This is a genomic window from Quadrisphaera sp. DSM 44207, from assembly GCF_900101335.1.
Taxonomy (GTDB): domain Bacteria; phylum Actinomycetota; class Actinomycetes; order Actinomycetales; family Quadrisphaeraceae; genus DSM-44207.
Genome location: NZ_FNKA01000001.1, coordinates 183,725 through 201,606 on the forward strand (window position 1 = coordinate 183,725; position 17,882 = coordinate 201,606).

At 75.5% G+C, this 17,882-nt stretch carries 18 protein-coding genes; 8 read left to right on the top strand and 10 right to left on the bottom strand.

The window, feature by feature from the left end; genetic code table 11:
- Positions 1-5 precede the first annotated feature (5 nt).
- Positions 6-377: an HIT domain-containing protein gene (locus tag BLS82_RS00815; protein ID WP_092860781.1), complete on the bottom strand. Its 372-nt coding sequence runs from the start codon at positions 375-377 to the stop codon at positions 6-8.
- Positions 378-485: 108 nt separating this feature from the next.
- Here BLS82_RS00815 and BLS82_RS00820 point away from each other — a divergent pair, with 108 nt between their 5' ends.
- Positions 486-1,511: a Gmad2 immunoglobulin-like domain-containing protein gene (locus BLS82_RS00820; protein ID WP_092860783.1), complete on the top strand. Its 1,026-nt coding sequence runs from the start codon at positions 486-488 to the stop codon at positions 1,509-1,511.
- Between the two features lie 69 nt (positions 1,512-1,580).
- Here BLS82_RS00820 and BLS82_RS00825 read toward each other — a convergent pair whose 3' ends face one another.
- The 3 genes from BLS82_RS00825 to hrcA all read right to left on the bottom strand — a co-directional run bounded on the left by BLS82_RS00825 (position 1,581) and on the right by hrcA (position 4,773).
- On the bottom strand, positions 1,581-2,225 hold the full coding sequence (locus BLS82_RS00825) for a permease (protein WP_143028692.1): 645 nt from the start codon (positions 2,223-2,225) through the stop codon (positions 1,581-1,583).
- A 354-nt stretch (positions 2,226-2,579) separates the two neighbouring features.
- Positions 2,580-3,686, bottom strand: coding sequence for a molecular chaperone DnaJ (dnaJ, locus tag BLS82_RS00830; RefSeq protein WP_092860787.1), 1,107 nt, complete (start codon positions 3,684-3,686; stop codon positions 2,580-2,582).
- Positions 3,687-3,753: 67 nt separating this feature from the next.
- The gene (hrcA, locus tag BLS82_RS00835; RefSeq protein WP_092860789.1) at positions 3,754-4,773 is read right to left on the bottom strand and encodes a heat-inducible transcriptional repressor HrcA; all 1,020 of its coding nucleotides are present in this window, start codon (positions 4,771-4,773) and stop codon (positions 3,754-3,756) included.
- Positions 4,774-4,882: 109 nt separating this feature from the next.
- On the opposite strand from hrcA, the gene BLS82_RS00840 reads away from it, so the two are divergent.
- Both BLS82_RS00840 and BLS82_RS00845 read left to right on the top strand, forming a co-directional pair.
- The gene (locus BLS82_RS00840) at positions 4,883-5,812 is read left to right on the top strand and encodes a DUF3097 family protein (RefSeq protein ID WP_218123607.1); all 930 of its coding nucleotides are present in this window, start codon (positions 4,883-4,885) and stop codon (positions 5,810-5,812) included.
- Between the two features lie 108 nt (positions 5,813-5,920).
- A complete protein-coding gene (locus BLS82_RS00845) occupies positions 5,921-6,505 on the top strand; it encodes a DUF4870 domain-containing protein (protein ID WP_092860791.1) in 585 nt (194 codons plus the stop codon).
- Here the strand turns inward: BLS82_RS00845 and BLS82_RS00850 are convergent.
- From BLS82_RS00850 to BLS82_RS00865, 4 genes are all read right to left on the bottom strand, one after another.
- The gene (locus tag BLS82_RS00850) at positions 6,483-7,607 is read right to left on the bottom strand and encodes a GGDEF domain-containing protein (protein WP_092860793.1); all 1,125 of its coding nucleotides are present in this window, start codon (positions 7,605-7,607) and stop codon (positions 6,483-6,485) included. The two genes, BLS82_RS00845 and BLS82_RS00850, sit on opposite strands and share 23 nt — an antisense overlap.
- A 40-nt stretch (positions 7,608-7,647) precedes the next feature.
- Entirely contained in the window at positions 7,648-8,943 is a 1,296-nt protein-coding gene (gene hemW, locus BLS82_RS00855; RefSeq protein WP_092860795.1) for a radical SAM family heme chaperone HemW, read from the bottom strand.
- 59 nt (positions 8,944-9,002) lie between these two features.
- Entirely contained in the window at positions 9,003-9,974 is a 972-nt protein-coding gene (locus tag BLS82_RS00860; RefSeq protein WP_092860797.1) for an aldo/keto reductase, read from the bottom strand.
- A 77-nt stretch (positions 9,975-10,051) separates the two neighbouring features.
- Positions 10,052-10,942, bottom strand: a complete 891-nt coding sequence (locus BLS82_RS00865; RefSeq protein WP_092860799.1) for a DUF72 domain-containing protein — start codon at positions 10,940-10,942, stop codon at positions 10,052-10,054.
- Positions 10,943-11,088: 146 nt separating this feature from the next.
- Between BLS82_RS00865 and BLS82_RS15915 the strand changes: the two genes are divergently transcribed.
- A complete protein-coding gene (locus BLS82_RS15915; protein ID WP_218123411.1) occupies positions 11,089-12,045 on the top strand; it encodes a nucleoside hydrolase in 957 nt (318 codons plus the stop codon).
- Positions 12,042-12,602 carry a GNAT family N-acetyltransferase gene (locus tag BLS82_RS00875; protein WP_218123412.1) on the top strand — a complete coding sequence of 187 codons (561 nt, stop codon included), beginning with the start codon at positions 12,042-12,044 and terminating at the stop codon, positions 12,600-12,602. The genes BLS82_RS15915 and BLS82_RS00875 overlap by 4 nt, the downstream gene beginning before the upstream one ends.
- On the opposite strand, the gene BLS82_RS00880 is transcribed toward BLS82_RS00875, so the two are convergent.
- Entirely contained in the window at positions 12,515-13,231 is a 717-nt protein-coding gene (locus tag BLS82_RS00880) for an MOSC domain-containing protein (protein WP_092860803.1), read from the bottom strand. The genes BLS82_RS00875 and BLS82_RS00880 overlap by 88 nt on opposite strands.
- Before the next feature lie 29 nt (positions 13,232-13,260).
- Positions 13,261-15,150 carry a translation elongation factor 4 gene (gene lepA / locus BLS82_RS00885; protein WP_369811007.1) on the bottom strand — a complete coding sequence of 630 codons (1,890 nt, stop codon included), beginning with the start codon at positions 15,148-15,150 and terminating at the stop codon, positions 13,261-13,263.
- A 99-nt stretch (positions 15,151-15,249) separates the two neighbouring features.
- Here lepA and BLS82_RS00890 point away from each other — a divergent pair, with 99 nt between their 5' ends.
- The 3 genes from BLS82_RS00890 (at position 15,250) to BLS82_RS00900 (ending at position 17,849) form a co-directional block, all read left to right on the top strand.
- Positions 15,250-16,674 carry an AAA family ATPase gene (locus BLS82_RS00890; protein ID WP_092860805.1) on the top strand — a complete coding sequence of 475 codons (1,425 nt, stop codon included), beginning with the start codon at positions 15,250-15,252 and terminating at the stop codon, positions 16,672-16,674.
- Between the two features lie 71 nt (positions 16,675-16,745).
- On the top strand, positions 16,746-17,330 hold the full coding sequence (locus BLS82_RS00895; RefSeq protein ID WP_218123413.1) for a DUF4276 family protein: 585 nt from the start codon (positions 16,746-16,748) through the stop codon (positions 17,328-17,330).
- Between the two features lie 117 nt (positions 17,331-17,447).
- Positions 17,448-17,849, top strand: a complete 402-nt coding sequence (locus BLS82_RS00900) for a PaaI family thioesterase (RefSeq protein ID WP_092860807.1) — start codon at positions 17,448-17,450, stop codon at positions 17,847-17,849.
- Positions 17,850-17,882 lie beyond the last annotated feature (33 nt).

Below are 17,882 nucleotides of genomic sequence, written 5' to 3' on the forward strand. Positions count from 1 at the left end.
ACAGGTCAGCCCGGCGGCCACCGCAGGGGCCGCCCGCCGAGCACGTGGGCGTGCACGTGGAAGACGGACTGCCCCGCCTGCGGGCCGGTGTTCCACACCAGCCGGTACTGGTGGTCGCACTCGGCCGCGCCGACGGCGTCGGCCGCCGCGACGACCTCGGCGAGCAGCGAGGGGTCGGCGGCCGCGAGCGCCGCGGCGTCCCGGTGGTGGTCGACGGGGACGACGAGGACGTGCACGGGCGCCTGCGGGTCGATGTCGCGGAAGGCCACGACGCGCTCGGTGCGCGAGACGACGTCGACCGGCACCTCCCCCGCGACGAGGCGGCAGAAGAGGCACTCGGGGTCCCGGGCGCGGTCGGGAGCGGCGTCGCTGGGCACCCGCCGCAGGCTAGTGCGCCCCGCCCGGGCGCGCCGCCCCCGCGGCGGGGCCGCGCGCGGGTAGAACGGAGCCGCAGGACGCCGGCCGCCTGCGGAGCTGGAGGGACCATGACCAGGACGAGCGGACGCGCGGGAGGTGCGGCCGCAGCGCGCGCCGCGGTCCTCACCACGGGGCTGGCCGCGGGGCTGGCCGCGGGACTGGCCGCGGGACTGGCCGCGGGACTGGCCGCGGGGCTGGCGGAGTGCGGCCAGGGCCAGGACCTCGCGACGGCTCCGGCCGCCGGCACGCCCGCCGCGTCGAGCGGTCCGGCCGCCGACAGCGCCGAGAGCTCCGCCAGCGCCGCGAGCTCCGGCGACACCGCGAGCTCCGGCGGCACCGCGAGCCCCAGCAGCGCCGGGAGCGGCGGCACGAGGACCGTGCCCGTCTACTGGATCGGGGAGACCGGCCTCGGCCCGCGCCTGTACCGGGAGTTCCGCGAGGTGGAGACGACCGGGTCGGACGCGGCCGCGGCCGTGGCGCTCATGACGCGCGGGGAGCCGCTCGACCCGGACCTCGCGAGCCCGTGGAGCCCGGCCACCCGCGTCGATGTCACCGAGCGCGACGGCGGCCTGGTCGTCGACCTGTCGGCCGACGCCCTGGCCGAGGGCACCGGCTCCGCGCCCGCCGAGCTCGCCGTCCAGCAGCTCGTGTGGACGGCGACCGCCGCCGCCGGGCGGGACGTGCCCGTGACGGTCGTCGTGGACGGTGCGCCCGCCGACGCCTGGGGCGGCGTCCGGCTCGGCGAGCCGGTCCAGCGGGCTCCGCAGGCGCAGGTGCAGGCCCCGGTGTGGGTCACGGCGCCGCAGGAGGGGGACCACCTGCCCGCCGGGCCCGTCGCGATCACCGGGGTGAGCACCGCGGTCGAGGGCACGGTGCTGTGGGAGGTCTCCGACGCCGCGGGCGCCGTCCTGGGCGACGGGTACGCCACGGGCGGGGCGAACGGCGCGTACGGGGAGTTCTCCGTGCAGCTGGAGCTGCCGGCGGGGGCGTGCGCGCCGTGCACGCTGACCGCGTGGGCGCCGGACGACTCCGGCGGCGAGGGCGGCCTCGGCGCGCGCCCGTTCGCGGACACGAAGCGGTTCTGGATCGGGTGACGCCCCGACGCGAGCGCGCCCGCGCCGTCCTGGCAGGACGGCGCGGGCGCGGGAGTGCGGAGGGGTCTCTCAGTGGACGGTGACCGTGTCGTTCTCGACGTCCTTCTTGCGCGGCCACATCTTGGCGCCGAGCAGACCGCCCAGGGCCGAGGCGACGATGGTCGCACCCAGGCCCAGCGCGGCCGCGCCGCCGGCCGTGCGAGCGGTCTCGGCCGCCTGCGCCGGGTCGACGTCCACGCCCTGGGCCGCCTGGCCCACCTGCTGGAGGTTGACGACCTCGGTGGCCGCGCTGGCGAGGGAGCCGAACAGGGCGCCGCCACCGAGCAGGGTCAGCAGCAGGATGGCGACCACGCCGAGGGCCCACACGAGGATCCCGTGCAGCAGGCCGTCGTCCGCGCCGCGCCACATCGCGGTGGCCCCGGCGGTCAGGCCGCCGAGGAAGAAGGCGAGCAGGCCGATGATGCCGGTGACGATGCCGCCGCCGCCGCCCTCGCCGGGCGCCAGGTCCAGCCAGCCCAGCGCCAGGGCGATGAGCTCGAGCACAAGGAAGGTGGGCAGGACGACGATGAGGCCGGCCCACACCGGGCCCCAGCGCACGCGGTCGCGGCGCTCGGCCTCCACCGTCACGTTCGTCCCGGTCGTGGGGCCGACCCCGGAGTCGGCCAGAGGCTGAGCCCCGGGTCGTGCGCCGCTGGGCGCGTTGTTCCTGGCCATGTCGTGGTTCCTCTCTCGATGACGTGTCGTGCAGCGCTGCCCCGGATCGACGGGGCCGGCCCGCCCGGGCCCGGTCGGGCCGCACGAGACCCGCGAGCGGGTCCTCGGCGCGACCGGGGTGGGAGGCCGCTGTTCCGACGGGCGCGTGGACCCGGTGGACGGGAGCCTGGACGGCTCCCCCAGGCTGTCTGTTCAACCTGGTCAGCGCTGCGCACGGTCGTCCTACCCCGATGCCGCCGGAGCATGCACGCCCGGATGCCCGGAGCTGATCTCACAGCGGGCCCACAGCCTCCGCACCGCAGCCCTCCGGGCTCCGCGCCCGCGATCGACGTCGACCGGCCGCCGACGACCGCGTCACCGGCCGGCGAAGCGGTCCTTCAGGCGGGAGAAGACGCCCTGCTGCGCGGGCGCGAACCCCCCGTCGGGCCGCTCGTCGCCGCGCAGGCGGGCGAGCTCGCGCAGCAGCCGCTCCTGCTCGTCGTCCAGGCGGGTGGGGACCTTCACGTCGACGTGCACGTGCAGGTCGCCGCGGCCGCCGGAGCGCAGGTGCGTGACGCCGAGGCCCCGCAGGGTGAGCACCTCCCCGGGCTGGGTGCCCGGGCGGACCTCCACGTCCCGGGTCCCGTCGAGGGTCTCCAGGGGGATCGTGGCGCCCAGCGCGGCGGCCGTCATGGGCACGGCGAGGCTGCAGTGCAGGTCGTCGCCGCGGCGGGTGAACAGCTCGTGCGGGCGCTGGACGACCTCGACGTACAGGTCGCCCGCGGGCCCGCCGCCCGGGCCGACCTCGCCCTGGCCGGCGAGCTGGATGCGGGTGCCGGTGTCCACGCCCGCGGGCACGCGGATGGTCAGGGTGCGCCGGCTGCGCACCCTGCCCTCCCCGGCGCACTCCGCGCACGGGCTCGGGATGACGGTGCCGTAGCCGCCGCACGTGGGGCACGGGGACGTCGTGAGCACCTGGCCCAGCAGCGAGCGGGCCGTGCGCTGCACCTGCCCGCGGCCGCCGCAGACGTCGCAGGTGCGCTCGGAGGTGCCCGGCTCGGCGCAGCTGCCGTCGCAGCGGGGGCAGGTGACGGCCGTGTCGACCGCCAGCTCCCGCTCGCTGCCGAAGACGGCCTCGCGCAGGTCGACCTCGAGGCGGATCAGCGCGTCCTGGCCCGGCTGGGCGCGGGAGACCGGCCCGCGCCCGCCGCCCGCACCGCCGAAGAAGGTCTCGAAGATGTCGCTGAAGCCGAAGCCCTGGCCGAAGCCGGCGCCGGGGCCCCCGGAGCCGCCCATGTCGTAGGCGCGGCGCTTGTCGGGGTTGGCGAGCACCTCGTAGGCGGCGGAGACCTCCTTGAACCGCTCGCCGGCGCTGGGGTTGACGTCCGGGTGCAGCTGGCGCGCCAGCTTGCGGTACGCCTTCTTGATGTCCTCGGTGCTGGCGTCGCGGGGGACGCCGAGCGCCGCGTAGTGGTCGGTCACGGGCGCGAGTCGCTCCTGACGGGGGCCGGGGTCGCTGGGGCGGGTGCGGGGCGGGGCGGGGCGGCGGTCACTGGGCGAGGACCCTGCTCAGGTACCGCGCCACGGCGCGCACCGCGGCGATGGTGGTCGGGTAGTCCATGCGGGTCGGGCCCAGGATGCCGAGGCGGGCGACCGCGTCGCCGCCCGAGCCGTACCCGCTGCTGACCACGGACGCGTCGGTCAGGCCGGAGTGGAGGATCTCGCGGCCGATGCGCACCGAGACGCCGCTGGCCGGGTCGTCGGCCATCTCCGAGAGCAGGCGCAGGAGCACCACCTGCTCCTCGATGGCCTCCAGCACCACCCCCAGGGACGCCGAGAAGCTGCTCTCGCGGGCGAGGTTCGCCGTCCCCGCCATGACGATGCGGTCCTCGCGGCTGGCCTGCACCGCCGAGCGCAGCGCCTCCAGCACGGCCGCCACCGCTCCGGCGTCCTCCGGGCGCAGGCCCGCGGTCGCGCCCGGCAGCACCGCGCCGACGTCCTCGAGCCGCCGCCCGGCGGTGGCGGTGTTGAGCCGGCCGCGCAGCTCGGTGACGAGCTCGGTGCCCACCTCGGCGGGCACGTCGACGGTGCGCTGCTCCACCCGGCCGGTGTCGGTGATCACCACCAGGACCAGGCGGCGCGGACCGAGGGGCACGAGCTCGACGTGGCGCACCGCGGCGCGCGACAGCGACGGGTACTGCACGACGGCGACCTGCTGGGTCAGCTGCGCCAGCAGCCGCACGGTGCGCTCGAGCACGTCGTCGAGGTCGTTCGCGTCGACGAGCAGGCGCTCGATGGCCCGGCGCTCGGCCGGCGAGAGCGGCTTGATGCCGGTGAGCCGGTCGACGAAGACGCGGTAGCCCTTGTCGGTGGGCACGCGCCCGGCGCTGGTGTGGGGCTGGACGATAAGCCCCTCGTCCTCCAGCGCCGCCATGTCGTTGCGGATCGTGGCGGGCGAGACGCCCAGGGCGTGCCGGTCGACCAGCGCCTTGGAGCCGACCGGCTCGCGCGTGGCGACGTAGTCCTCCACGATCGCGCGCAGCACCGCGAGGCGGCGGTCGTCGGTCATCGCGGCCCTCCTCGGCAGCTGGCACTCTGGTCCTCGGAGTGCCAAGGGTACGCCGTGCCGGCGCGGTCGCCCCCCGTGCGCAGCTCGCGCGGGTAGCCTCCGGCCGGTGGTGCGCACCCCCTCCCCCGACCCTCCGCGCGAGCCCCGGCGCGCGCCCGGCCGCAGCGGCTGGGGCGGCGACGTGCTCGCCAGCCCGCACCGCCGGGCGCGCCCGAGGAGCACCGACGCCCCCGCCGAGGCGGGCCTGGTCGTCGAGGACGTCGAGACCGGCTGGTGCGGGGCCGTGGTGCGGGTGGAGAAGTCCGGCGGCGTGCACGTCGTCGTGCTCGAGGACCGCCGCGGGCGCACCCGCACCTTCCCCCTCGGCCCCGGCTTCCTCCTGGACGGCGCCCCCGTGCGCCTCGTGCCGCCCGCGCCGCCCGCTCCCCCGGCGCGGCGGGCCGCGGGAGCGCCCGGGCGCACCGCGAGCGGGTCGGTCGCGGTGACCGGGCAGCGCGCCCGCGTGGCCCGGGAGTCGCGGATCTGGGTGGAGGGCCGCCACGACGCCGAGCTGGTGGAGAAGATCTGGGGCGACGACCTGCGCGTCGAGGGCGTCGTCGTCGAGGGCCTGGACGGCGTGGACCACCTCGCGCGGGAGGTCGCGGCGTTCCAGCCGGGGCCGGGACGCCGCGTCGGGGTGCTCGTCGACCACCTCCTGGACGGCACCAAGGAGGCGCGGCTGGTGCAGGAGGCGCTGCGGGCGCTGCCCGCGGCGGCCCCGCACGTGCTCGTCGTCGGGCACCCCTACGTCGACGTGTGGCAGGCGGTGCGCCCGCACCGGCTCGGGCTGGCGCAGTGGCCCGTCGTCCCCCGCGGGCGCCCCTGGAAGGAGGGGGTCCTCGAGGCGCTGAGGTGGCCGCGCGCCACGCCCGCGGACGTCGCGCGCGGGTGGAGGCGCATCCTCGCCGGCGTGGACACCATCGCGGACCTCGAGCCGGCCCTGTCCGGGCGCGTCGAGCAGCTGATCGACTTCGTCACGGGCGACGCGCTGGACCGGTGAGGCGCCGGACCGGTGCGGCGCCGGACCGGTGAGGCGCTGGACCAGCCCGGTCCGCGCGCGGGACACTGGCCGCGACCGCGGCACCCCGCGGCGGATCGAGGAGGAACCGTGTCGGAGCCCAGGCCCGGAGACCCCGGGCAGCAGCCCCCGCAGTACGGCCCGCAGTACGGCCCGCAGTACGGCCCGCAGTACGGCCAGCAGCCCGTCCAGCAGCCCGCTCACCAGCCGGGCGCGCAGCCGCCCCCGCACGGGCAGCCGGGCGCGCCCGGGCAGCCGTACGGCTCGTACTCCTCCGGCTACGCCGGGGGCCCCGACCACGGCACCGTGCGCCAGGAGATGAGCCCGGCCGACCAGCGCCAGTGGGCCGTGCTCGCCCACCTCAGCGGCCTCGCCTCCTGGCTCGTGGGCCTGCCCTTCCTCGGGCCGCTCGTGATCTACCTGGTCCTGCGCGAGCGCGGGATCTTCGTGCGCCGGCAGGCCGCGGAGGCGCTGAACTTCCAGATCCTCGTCACGGTCGTCCTCGTCGTGTGCCTGGGGATCGGCACCCTCACGCTGGGCCTCGGCTTCCTCCTCACCGGCCCGGTCCTCGTCGTCGGCGGCGTCGTCGCCCTCGTCCTCGGGATCATCGCGGCGGTGCGGGCCAACCAGGGCGTCGACTACCGCTACCCGCTCACCTGGCGGCTGGTGAAGTAGCGCGCGGAGCGAGCAGCGGACCCGCAGCCCGCAGCTCCGGCGCGGCCGGCGCCGCACCCGCGGCGCCGTCGGCGCCGGCCACGCGGTCGCGCCCGGCGCGCTTGGCGCGGTAGACGGCGCGGTCGGCGGCGGCGAGCAGCCCCACGCCGTCCGCGCGCGCCGTCGTCGCGGCGACGCCGATGCTCGCCGTCACCGCCTGGGCGCGGGCCCGCTCCCGCACCCGGGCGCACACCCGCTCGGCCCGGGCAGCGGCCTCCGCCGCCGCCGTGGAGGGCAGGAGCAGGGCGAACTCGTCGCCGCCGAGGCGCCCCGCGGCGTCCCCGGGGCCGCACTCCTCGGCGAGGACCCGCGCCACGGCCTGCAGCACGCCGTCGCCGGTGGGGTGGCCGTGGGTGTCGTTGACGCCCTTGAAGTCGTCGACGTCGACGATGAGCAGGGACAGCGGGTGGTCGCGGTCGGCGATGCTCGCCTCGGCCTGCAGCCGCTCGTGGAACGCGCGGTGGTTGAGGCAGCCCGTCAGGCCGTCGCGCTCGGCGAGGGCGGCGATCTGCCGCGCGCAGGCGGCGGTGCGCCGGTAGGCGAGGACGTGGTTGTACGAGGCGAACGCGCACACCGCGGTGGCCAGGGCCAGGCCGAGCGACCCGATCAGCAGGTGCTGCGGGCTGGAGCCCCCGCCCACGACGCCGACGACGAGGTAGCCGGCGACGTTCCCGGCGCCCGCGATCGCCATCCCGACCGGCGGGTACGCCAGGGCCGCGTGGGCCAGCAGCACGTAGAACAGGGCCGCGTAGGGGCTGTCCGCGCCGCCGTCGACGAGGCAGAAGACGGTCACCAGCGCGATGCCGGCCGCCTCCCAGCCGTCGAAGAACAGGCGTCCGCGCGGGGAGCGGACCAGCCGCTCGACGGGCACGAGCAGCAGCAGCGGTGCCGGCACCGCCACGGCGGCGGCCATCGCCAGCTGCAGCCCGGCGTGCGCCGCCTCGGCCTCGAGCAGCACGTGCGAGACGACGAGGACGGGCAGCAGCACGCACAGCCCGATCCCGGCCGCGGTGTGGCGGCGCCAGAAGGCCGCCTGCTCGTCGTCCTCCGCCAGTGCGCGCACGAGGCGGTCTCGACAGGAGCGGGGGCGACCTTGACCGCCGTCACCCCGACGGGGCAGCGGCGTCGGGGCCGGACGGCGCCGCCGGCGCGTCGTCCCAGCCGAGCAGGACCCGCACCACGGCGTCCGCGAGCAGCCGCCCGGAGCGGGTGAGCACCACCCGCCCGCACCCGGGCCCTCCGAGGGCCTCGACGAGGCCGGCGGCGGCGAGGGCGGGCACCGCCGCCCGGCCGGCCGGGGGCACCGCGGCCAGCGGCAGGCCCTCGGCCAGCCGGACGCCGAGCAGCACGGCCTCCACCCGCCGGTCGTCGTCCGCGAGCACCTCGCGCCCCACCGCCGGGCTCGCGCCGGCGGCGACGCGGGCGGCGTAGGCGGCCGGGTGCTTGGCGTTCCACCAGCGCACCCCGCCGACGTGGCTGTGCGCGCCGGGGCCGGCGCCCCACCAGTCCTGCCCCCGCCAGTAGCCGAGGTTGTGCCGGCACGCGTGCTCGGGCGAGCGGGCCCAGTTGCTGACCTCGTACCAGCCCATGCCGGCCGCCGCGAGCACGTCGTCGGCGAGCTCGTACTTGTCGGCCAGGTCGTCCTCGTCCGGCTCGGGCAGCTGGCCGCGGCGCACGCGCGCCGCCATCGCGGTGCCCTCCTCGACGACCAGGGCGTAGGCGGAGACGTGGTCCGGCTCGCAGGCGAGGGCGGCGTCCAGGCTGGCCCGCCAGTCGGCCGTCGACTCCCCCGGGGTGCCGTAGATCAGGTCCAGGCTGACGGCCAGGCCGGCGTCGCGGGCCCACGCGACGGCCTGCGGCACCCGCGCCGGGTCGTGCGTGCGCTCGAGGACGCCGAGGACGCGGGGGACGGCGGACTGCATGCCGAAGGAGACCCGCGTGAAGCCCGCGCGCGCCAGCTGCCGCAGCGACCCCGGCGTCACCGAGTCCGGGTTCGCCTCGGTGGTCACCTCGGCGCCCTCGGCCAGGCCGAGCTCGGAGCGCACCGCGCCCAGGACGGCGGCGAGGTCGCGGGCGGGCAGCAGCGTGGGCGTGCCCCCGCCGACGAAGACCGTGGCGGCCGGGCGCGCCGGCAGCCCGGAGGCCTCCAGCACGCGCGCGGCGTACCCGACCTCGGCGGCCGCCGCGGCCGCGTACCCGTCGCGCGAGGCGCCGGGCAGGTCGGCGGGGCCCAGCTCGCTGGCCGTGTACGTGTTGAAGTCGCAGTACCCGCACCGCGCCGCGCAGAACGGCACGTGCACGTACACGCCGAGCGCCCGCTCGCCGGCGCCGACCGCCGCGGACGCCGACAGCAGGCCGTCCGCGGGAGCGGGACCGGCCAGGGGCAGGGCGGAGGGCATCGCCCCCATCGTCCCACCGCCGCGGGAGGAGGACGGGCGGCGCCCGCGGCGGCGGCTCGTCAGGCCGGCTGGTAGAAGTTCCGCTCCCAGCGGTGGCGGGCCAGCACCGCGCGCTGCTCCGGCGACAGCGGCCGCCCGTCGCTGACGGCGGCGTTGCGCTCGACGTTGCGCACGCTGCGCATGCCGGCGATGACGGTGGAGACCTGCGGCGCGGAGAGCACGTAGCGCAGGGCGAGCTCGGGCAGGTCCTCAGGCTCGACGCCGAGGTCGGCGACGAGGGCCTGCACGTGCTCCTGCACCTGGCGCCTGCGGTCCCCGCCGAAGTACGCCTCGCGCCAGTCGCCCTCCGGGAACGTCGTGTCGGCGGTGACGCGTCCCGTCAGGCCGCCCTCGTCGAGGGCGACCCGGACGATGACGCCGACGCCGTGCTCCGCGCAGGCGGGCAGCAGCTGCTCCTCCGGCTGCTGGTGGAAGACGTTGTAGATCACCTGGACGGTGTCGACGACGCCGCTGCGCACGAGCTCGAGCCCGTTCTCGGGCTGGTGGTCGTTGATCGAGACGCCGAACGCGCCGATCTTGCCCTCCTCCTTGAGGGCGTCGACGGTCTCCAGCCAGTACCCGCGCCCGACCCAGTCGTCGCTCCAGACGTGCAGCTGCAGGACGTCGAAGCGCTCGAGGCCCGAGATCCGCAAGCTGGTCTCGAGGCTGGAGCGGATGTGGTCACCGGGGAAGGCCTCGTCGGGGTGGATGCCGCGCGGGGCGGGCCACGTGCCGTTCTTCGGCGGCACCTTGGTGGCCACGTACAGCCACTGGTCGGCGTGGTCGCGCACGACCCGCCCGACGATGCGCTCGCTCTCCCCGTACCCGCGGGCGGTGTCGAGAAAGTTCACGCCCAGCTCGATCGCCCGGTGCAGGGCGCGCACCGACTCGTCCTCCTGCGCGCCGACCCACATCGACCCGCCGATGCCCCAGGCGCCGTAGCCGACCTCCGAGACCTGCAGACCGGTGCGGCCGAGCGGACGCTGCTCCATCGGGACCTCCTGCGGTGGCGGTGCGGACCGCTCGATCCTGCCCCGCGCCGCCCCGCACGGCGAGCGCACGGCTGCGCTCACGCGGAGGGCGCGACGAGGAGCCCGGCCGGCAGCAGGTCGGCCATCTGCCGGGCGGCGACCTGGGCGCTGTCGCCGCAGCAGGTGTTGAACAGCAGGTGCACGTCGGCCTCCTCGGCGAGGGCCAGCACGCGGGGGACCCACTCGGCGAGCTCCTCGCGCGCGTAGCGGTGGCGGAAGCGCTCCTGCGCGTCGCCGCCGGACCAGTGCGGGCTGCGCCCGTGGAAGCGGACCACGGCCGGCTCAGCGGTCACGGCGGCGACCGGCGGCACCGAGGACGGGTGGCCCCGGGGGGCGTCGACGCAGACGTACGACACGTCGTGCGAGCGCAGGAGGGCGAGGACGTCGTCGCGGGCGCCCTCGCGCATCCACGTGGCGCTGCGCAGCTCCACGCACGCCCGGTAGGGCCGGCAGCGCTGCGCGCACCGCACCAGGTGCTCCCGGTTGCGGGCGGTGTCGACGAACCGCGGCGGGAACTGCAGGAGCACCGCGCCGAGCCGGCCGCTCGCGTGCAGCGGCTCCAGCGCGGACAGGAACCGCTCCCACACCGCGTCGACGACGGCGGGCGGCAGGTCGCCGGCGGTCACGGTGCTGCGGCGGGTGTCCGGGCGCAGGTCGCGGTGGATCGCGGCGACCCGGGTGGGGTGCCCGGTGAGCAGGGAGAACGCCTTGACGTGGAAGCGGAACCCGTCGGGGGTGCGCTGGGACCACAGCACCGAGTTCCGCTCGCTCGGCGGGGTGTAGTAGGTCGAGTCCACCTCCACCAGCGGGAAGCGGGTCGCGTAGTGCCGCAGGCGCTGCTCGGGCGTGCGCGCGCCCTGTGGGTACCACCCGGACTCCAGCAGCTCCCGGTCCGTCCACGACGACGTGCCCACCCGGATCCGGCCCACGCGCCCGTCCTCCCCCGGTCCTCCCCCGCGGCAGCAGCGCGCGGCAGCGTGCCCCGCTCCCGCGCGCAGGGCACCTACCCCGGGTGGTGGCAGCGTCACGAGCGGGTTCACTGGTCACGGACGGCGACCGGAAGGGGCTGGCGGGCGTGGCTGTGCTGGACGAGGCGGAGCGGGTGCGGCGCCTGCAGCCGCCGACCGGCCCCGTGCGGGTCGTGCTGGACACCGACGCCGCCAACGAGGTCGACGACCAGTTCGCCCTGGTCTACGCCGCGTGCCTGCCCGAGCACATCACGCTCGAGGCCGTGCACGCCGCCCCGTTCGAGCAGGACGGTGTGCCCCCGGCCGCCGGGGTGGAGCGCAGCCGCGCCGAGGTGCTGCGGGTGCTGGCGGCCCTGGAGCAGGACGGCGCGGTGGCGCCGGACCTGGCCGGCCGGGTGCGCGAGGGCTCGCGCGCCTGGCTGCCGGCACCGGACCGGCCGGTGCCCAGCCCGGCCGCCGACGACCTGGTCGAGCGCGCCCGGCGCGGGCGCGCGCAGGGCCTGCGCCCCCTGCACGTGATCGCCCTGGGCGCGCCGACGAACGTCGCCTCGGCGCTGCTGGCCGCTCCCGACATCGCCGCCGACGTGGTCGTCGTCTGGCTCGGCGGCAACGGCAGCTGGTGGTCGCCCGCGGCCGAGTACAACCTGCGGCAGGACCCGCACGCCTCCCGGGTGCTGCTCGACAGCGGCGTCCCGCTCGTGCACGTGCCGTGCCGGCAGGTGACGGAGAAGCTCGCCACCACGCTGGAGGAGGTGCAGCGCCGCGTGCGCGGGCGCGGGCGCACCGGCGACCTGCTCGCCGACCTGTACACCGGCTCGCCGTCCGCGCGGCGGCGCGTCAAGCCGCTGTGGGACGTCGGCCCGGTGGCCTGGGTGGCCACCCCGCAGCGGTGCCCGTCGGCGCTGGTGCCCAGCCCGGTGCTGCACGAGGACCTGGAGTGGGGCCACGACCCGCGCCGCCACCTGGTGCGCGAGGTGCGCGACGTGGACGCGGACGCCGTCCTGCAGGACCTCTTCGACCGCCTCCCGCCGGCTGCTGCAGCCCCGAGCGGGAGCGGGGCGTGAGCGGGGACGGCGTGCGGCTGCGCCCCCTGAGCGCGGCCGAGGACCCGCACCTGCTCGCGCGGGTGCTGCGCCTGCGCCCGCACCCGGAGCAGGAGGTCTTCTCCGCGCGCGCCGCGGACACCTTCCCCGCCGCGGCCGCCGACCCCGACCGTACGGCCTTCGCCGTCCTCGCCGGCGAGGAGCCCGTCGGGTTCGGCGTCCTCGACCGCCGCGGCTGGCTGGAGGACCTCGTCGACGACCCGGACCGGGCGGTGCTGCTGCGCGCCTTCTACATCGCCGCCGAGCACCAGGGGCGCGGGTACGGCGCCCGGGCCGCGCGCGCGGCCCGGGCGCTGGCGGCCGCCCTCGTGCCCACCGCGGACCTCGTCGTCCTGACGGTCAACGAGCGCAACCCCGCCGCGCAGCGCGCCTACGCGCGGGCCGGGTTCGTCGACACCGGCACCCGCTACCTCGGCGGGGGCGCGGGGCCTCAGCGGGTGATGGTGGCGGCGGCCTCGCCGCTGCCCCGAGCGGCCGCCTCGCCGCCGCCGCGAGCAGCTGGCTCGCCGCTGCCCTGAGCGGCGGCCCGCCGCGCCACGGCGAGGACGTCGGCCGCGACGTCCACCGCGCCCTCCTCGGCCAGCGCCAGCACCCGGGCGGCGTGCCGGGCGGGGTCGGCGAGGAAGCCGGCCACGCTCACCCCGTGCCCGGGCCGGTGCACGACCTCGACCGCGTCGCCGGCGGTGACGCTGCCGCGCTGCAGCACCCGCAGGTAGGCGCCGGGCAGCCCCCGCTCGGTGAAGCGGCGCACCCAGTGCTGCTCGCCGAGGCGGCGGCCGAAGGTGGCGCACGGGGTGCGCGGCATGGTCACCTCGAGCAGGACCCGCCCGCCGACGCGCCAGCGCTCCCCCAGCTCGGCGCCGTCGACGTCCAGGCCGGCCGTGCGCAGGTTCTCCCCGAACAGCCCCGGCACGACCTCCCGGCCCAGCTCGTCCTCCCAGGCGCGGGCGGCCTCCTCGGCGTAGGCGTACAGCGCCTTGTCCGCGCCGCCGTGGTCCTTGCGGTCGGCCTGCACGTCGCCGTACAGGCCCAGGGCGCGCACCCCGACCGGGCCGGCCACGGGTCGCTTGTCGATCGCCGTGACGCCGACGCTGCCGGGGTCGGGCAGGAGCCGGTGCACGCGGCAGACGGCCACGAGGGTGGGCATGCGCCCATCCTCCCTCCCGCGCGCGGCGCTCAGCGCCGTCCGGCCTTCTCGCCCCGGTCGGCCCCGCTGTCGGTGGACAGGGCGGCGATGAAGGCCTCCTGCGGGACCTCGACCCGCCCGACCATCTTCATCCGCTTCTTGCCCTCCTTCTGCTTCTCGAGCAGCTTGCGCTTGCGGGTGATGTCGCCGCCGTAGCACTTGGCGAGGACGTCCTTGCGGATCGCGCGCACGGTCTCGCGCGCGATGACGCGGGCGCCGATCGCGGCCTGCACGGGCACCTCGAACTGCTGGCGCGGGATCAGCTCCTTGAGCTTGCCGGCCATCATCACGCCGTACGCGTAGGCCTTGTCCCGGTGCACGATGGCCGAGAAGGCGTCCACCGCCTCGCCCTGCAGCAGGATGTCGACCTTGACCAGGTCGGCGACCTGGTCGCCGTCGAGGTCGTAGTCGAAGGACGCGTAGCCGCGCGTGCGGGACTTCAGCTGGTCGAAGAAGTCGAAGACGATCTCGGCCATGGGCAGCCGGTAGCGCATCTCCACGCGGTCCTCGGACAGGTAGTCCATCCCGAGCAGCTCCCCGCGCCGGGACTGGCACAGCTCCATGACCGTGCCGATGAACTCCGAGGGGGTCAGCACGGTGGCGCGCACAACGGGCTCGCGCACCTCGGCGACCTTGCCGGTGGGGTACTCGCTCGGGTTGGTGACGGTGACCCGGCGCCCGTCGTCCAGCGTGACCTCGTAGACGACCGAGGGCGCCGTGGAGATCAGGTCGAGGTCGAACTCGCGCTCGAGCCGGTCGCGGGTGATCTCCAGGTGCAGCAGCCCCAGGAAGCCGCAGCGGAACCCGAAGCCGAGCGCGGCGGAGGTCTCCGGCTCGTAGGCGAGCGCGGCGTCGTTGAGCTTGAGGCGGTCCAGGGCGTCGCGCAGCACCGGGTAGTCCGAGCCGTCGATCGGGTACAGCCCCGAGAACACCATCGGCTTGGGGTCCTCGTACGCGCCGACCGGCTCGGCCGCGGGCCTCGCGGCGTTGGTCACGGTGTCGCCGACGCGGGACTGCCGCACGTCCTTCACGCCCGTGATCAGGTAGCCGACCTCGCCGACGCCCAGCCCCGCGCTCGGGACGGGCTCGGGGGAGATCACGCCGATCTCCAGCAGCTCGTGGGTGGCGCGCGTGGACATCATCGCGATCCGCTCGCGCGGGCTCAGGCGCCCGTCGACGACGCGCACGTACGTGACGACGCCGCGGTAGGTGTCGTAGACCGAGTCGAAGATCATCGCCCGCGCGGGGGCGTCCGGGTCCCCGACCGGGGCGGGCACGGCGGCGACGATGCGGTCCAGCAGCTCCGGAACGCCGACGCCGGTCTTGCCCGAGACCCGCAGCACGTCGTCCGGGTCGCAGCCGACGAGGGAGGCGAGCTCCTCGGCGTGCTTGTCCGGCTGCGCGGCCGGCAGGTCGATCTTGTTGAGGACCGGGACGATGACGAGGTCGTCCTCCATCGCCAAGTAGAGGTTGGCGAGGGTCTGCGCCTCGATGCCCTGCGCGGCGTCCACGAGCAGCACGGCGCCCTCGCACGCGGCCAGGGAGCGGGAGACCTCGTAGGTGAAGTCCACGTGCCCCGGGGTGTCGATCATGTTGAGGGCGTGCGCGGTGCCCGCGCGCTCCCCGCCGGACGGCGCCCAGGGCATGCGCACGGCCTGGGACTTGATCGTGATGCCGCGCTCGCGCTCGATGTCCATGCGGTCCAGGTACTGCGCGCGCATGGCCCGCTCGTCGACCACGCCGGTGATCTGCAGCATCCGGTCGGCCAGCGTCGACTTGCCGTGGTCGATGTGGGCGATGATGCAGAAGTTGCGGATCCGCTCCGGGGGCGTGGCCGCGGGCGTCACACCGGCGTCGGAGCGCGGGGGCAGGGCTGGCACCGGGCCATCGTCCCACGGAGTCCAGCCGTCCCCCTGACCTTGCCGTCCAACCGAGGGCGACACCGGATCAGCGTCGGGACGGAGCAGTAGGCTCAAGGGGTGCTGACGCGCTTGGAGGTCAAGGGGTTCAAGAACCTCCTCGATGTGCACGCCGACTTCGGTCCCTTCACGTGCATCGCTGAAGCGAACGGCATCGGCAAGTCGAACGTCTTCGACGTCATCGAGTTCATGTCCCACCTATCGAGCGAGACGCTGGTCGAAGCGTCTCAGCGCATCAGGGGGGCATCGGGCATCCGCGGCAGCGACCCTCGTGACCTCTTTTGGCACGGGTATGACGGCCAGCCGAGGCCCATCGAGCTGGCGGCGGAGATGCTCGTTCCTCGCATCGTCGAGGACGACCTAGGAGCAGAGGCCACCGCCACGACCACCTTTCTGCGATACGAGGTGTCGCTGGGGTTCGAGGCGCCGACCGGCCAGGGCAGCATCGGCCGACTGGTGCTCCTCCACGAGGAACTGCGACACATCACCAAGGGCGAGGCGCTCCGTCACCTCCGCTTCCGCCACAGTGCGCGGCGTTTCCGCGACGCTGTCATCATGGGTGAGCGCCGTGGCGGCCCCTTCCTCTCCACCGAGACGCGGGAGGAGGGGCTGATCATCAATATGCACGGCGACGGAGGCAGCCGCGGTCGACCACAACCACGAGCCGCCGCGCGCGCGGGTCGGACGGTCCTCTCGACCATCACGACGAACGACTACCCGACCATTCTCGCGGCGCGACGCGAAATGCAGAGCTGGCGCCGTTTGGCACTTGAACCTTCGGCCCTCCGGGAGCCGGACGGCTTCTCGGCCCCCCGCACCATGGCGCAGGACGGCCGACACCTCGCCGCCACGCTCTACCGCATCGCCCATCAGCCGGACGTCGACGGCCACATCGACCCTGACGCGGCGTACGCACGCGTGGCCGGGCGCCTCTCGGACCTGTCCGGTGTGGGCGTCGAGAGCTTGGAGGTCGAACTCGACCAAGTGCGTGAAGTGTTCACGCTCTTCTTGGACGAGAAGGGTCGACTCCGCCTGCCGGCCAGAGCACTATCGGAGGGGACACTTCGTTTCCTCGCGCTATGCGTCCTCTACGAGGACCCTCAATCCACAGGCCTTATCTGCATGGAAGAGCCGGAGAATGGCATTCATCCGGCCAACCTGGAGGCCATGCTCGAGTTGGTGCGTGACCTAGCGGTCGACGTCGAGCGGTCCCCAGATGAGAGCAACCCCTTCAGGCAGGTCATCATCAACACGCACTCGCCCGGAGTCGTCCAACTATGTCGACCTGACGATCTTCTCCTCGCGGAGGTTGCTGACGTGCGGGTGGACGGCGGGCAGTCTGCGCGTGCGCTCACACTCCTGCCCTACCGCGGGACATGGCGCGCAGAGGATGTTCCGCACACCTTCAGCAGGGCAGACGTGATTCCATACCTGGCTCCGCCACGGGATGCACAACTGAGGCTGCCCCTCGAACTGGCGATATGACGGACGCGTCCCCCAGCCGATCCGCTCTGTTCGTCTGTGAGGGCTCGTCCGACCTTCCCCTGGCGGACCTGGTGAGCGCTCTGTTCCTTGATCTCGGCGTCTCTCTCAGGATCACTGCTCCGGATCTATCTCTCTTGCAGAGTCGCGTGGGCCAGGCGGTGGAGGGCAAGATCCGTGCCGGCTTGGAGTTGTTCGACGACGTTCCGGACGTCCTCATCGCCCACCGTGACGCCGACTCGACGGGCGGCGACCGTCGTAGGGCTGAGTTGACCGAGACGTGCGCCGCGCTGCAAGTCGACGGTCCACTCGTCCCTGTGATCCCAGTCCGGATGACCGAGGCGTGGCTGCTCCTGGATCCCGCAGCGATCAGGACGGTGGCAGGCAATCCGCGCGGCAAGGCACCGTTGGAGCTGCCCAGGCCGCGGGATTTCGAAGGGGTCCCCGACCCCAAAGCACTCCTGCGCCAAGCGCTTCTCGCCGCGGCGGACGCTACAGGTCGTCGACGCGACCAGGTTGCCAAACGCTTTCCGGCTCACCGACGACAGCTACTCGAACGCCTGGACCGCTCGGGCCCGGTGAGCGGACTGCCCTCCTTCCAGGCGCTGCTCCAAGATGTAGAGGCGGCAGTCGAGGCTCTGACCGCTGCATCCTCCTGATGTTCCGGTGGATACACGGTCATCACGGCGCTCGCAGGGACGCGAACAGCGCCGGGCAAGGTGCTCCGCGAGGAGCAGTGACGTGCGGCGCGGGCTGCGGGCGGCCAGCATGGGCGCGTGGACGCTCCCGCCGGCTACTCGGTCCTGCCCGACCAGGGGTCCTTCCTCGAGCACGTGGGGCCGCTGCACGTCGCGGACGACGACGGGCGGCCGGTGTTCGGGCTGCGGATCGAGGAGCGGCACCTCAACGCCCGGGGCACCGTGCAGGGCGGGCTGCTCTCCACGCTGGCCGACATCGCGCTCAGCCGCGGCATCGCGCACGAGGCGGAGGACGACCGGGGGCGGGCCACGGTGAGCCTGACGGTCGACTTCCTGGCGGCAGCGCAGGTCGGGGACTGGCTGGAGGCGCGCACGCGCGTGGACCGCGTGGGCGGCTCGCTGGCCTTCGCCGACTGCTCGGTGCGCACCGGCGAGCGCGAGGTGGTGCGCGCCCGCGCGGTCTTCGTCGCCGTGGACTGACCGCCGGCTCCTCCCGCCTGCTGCTCGCGCCCG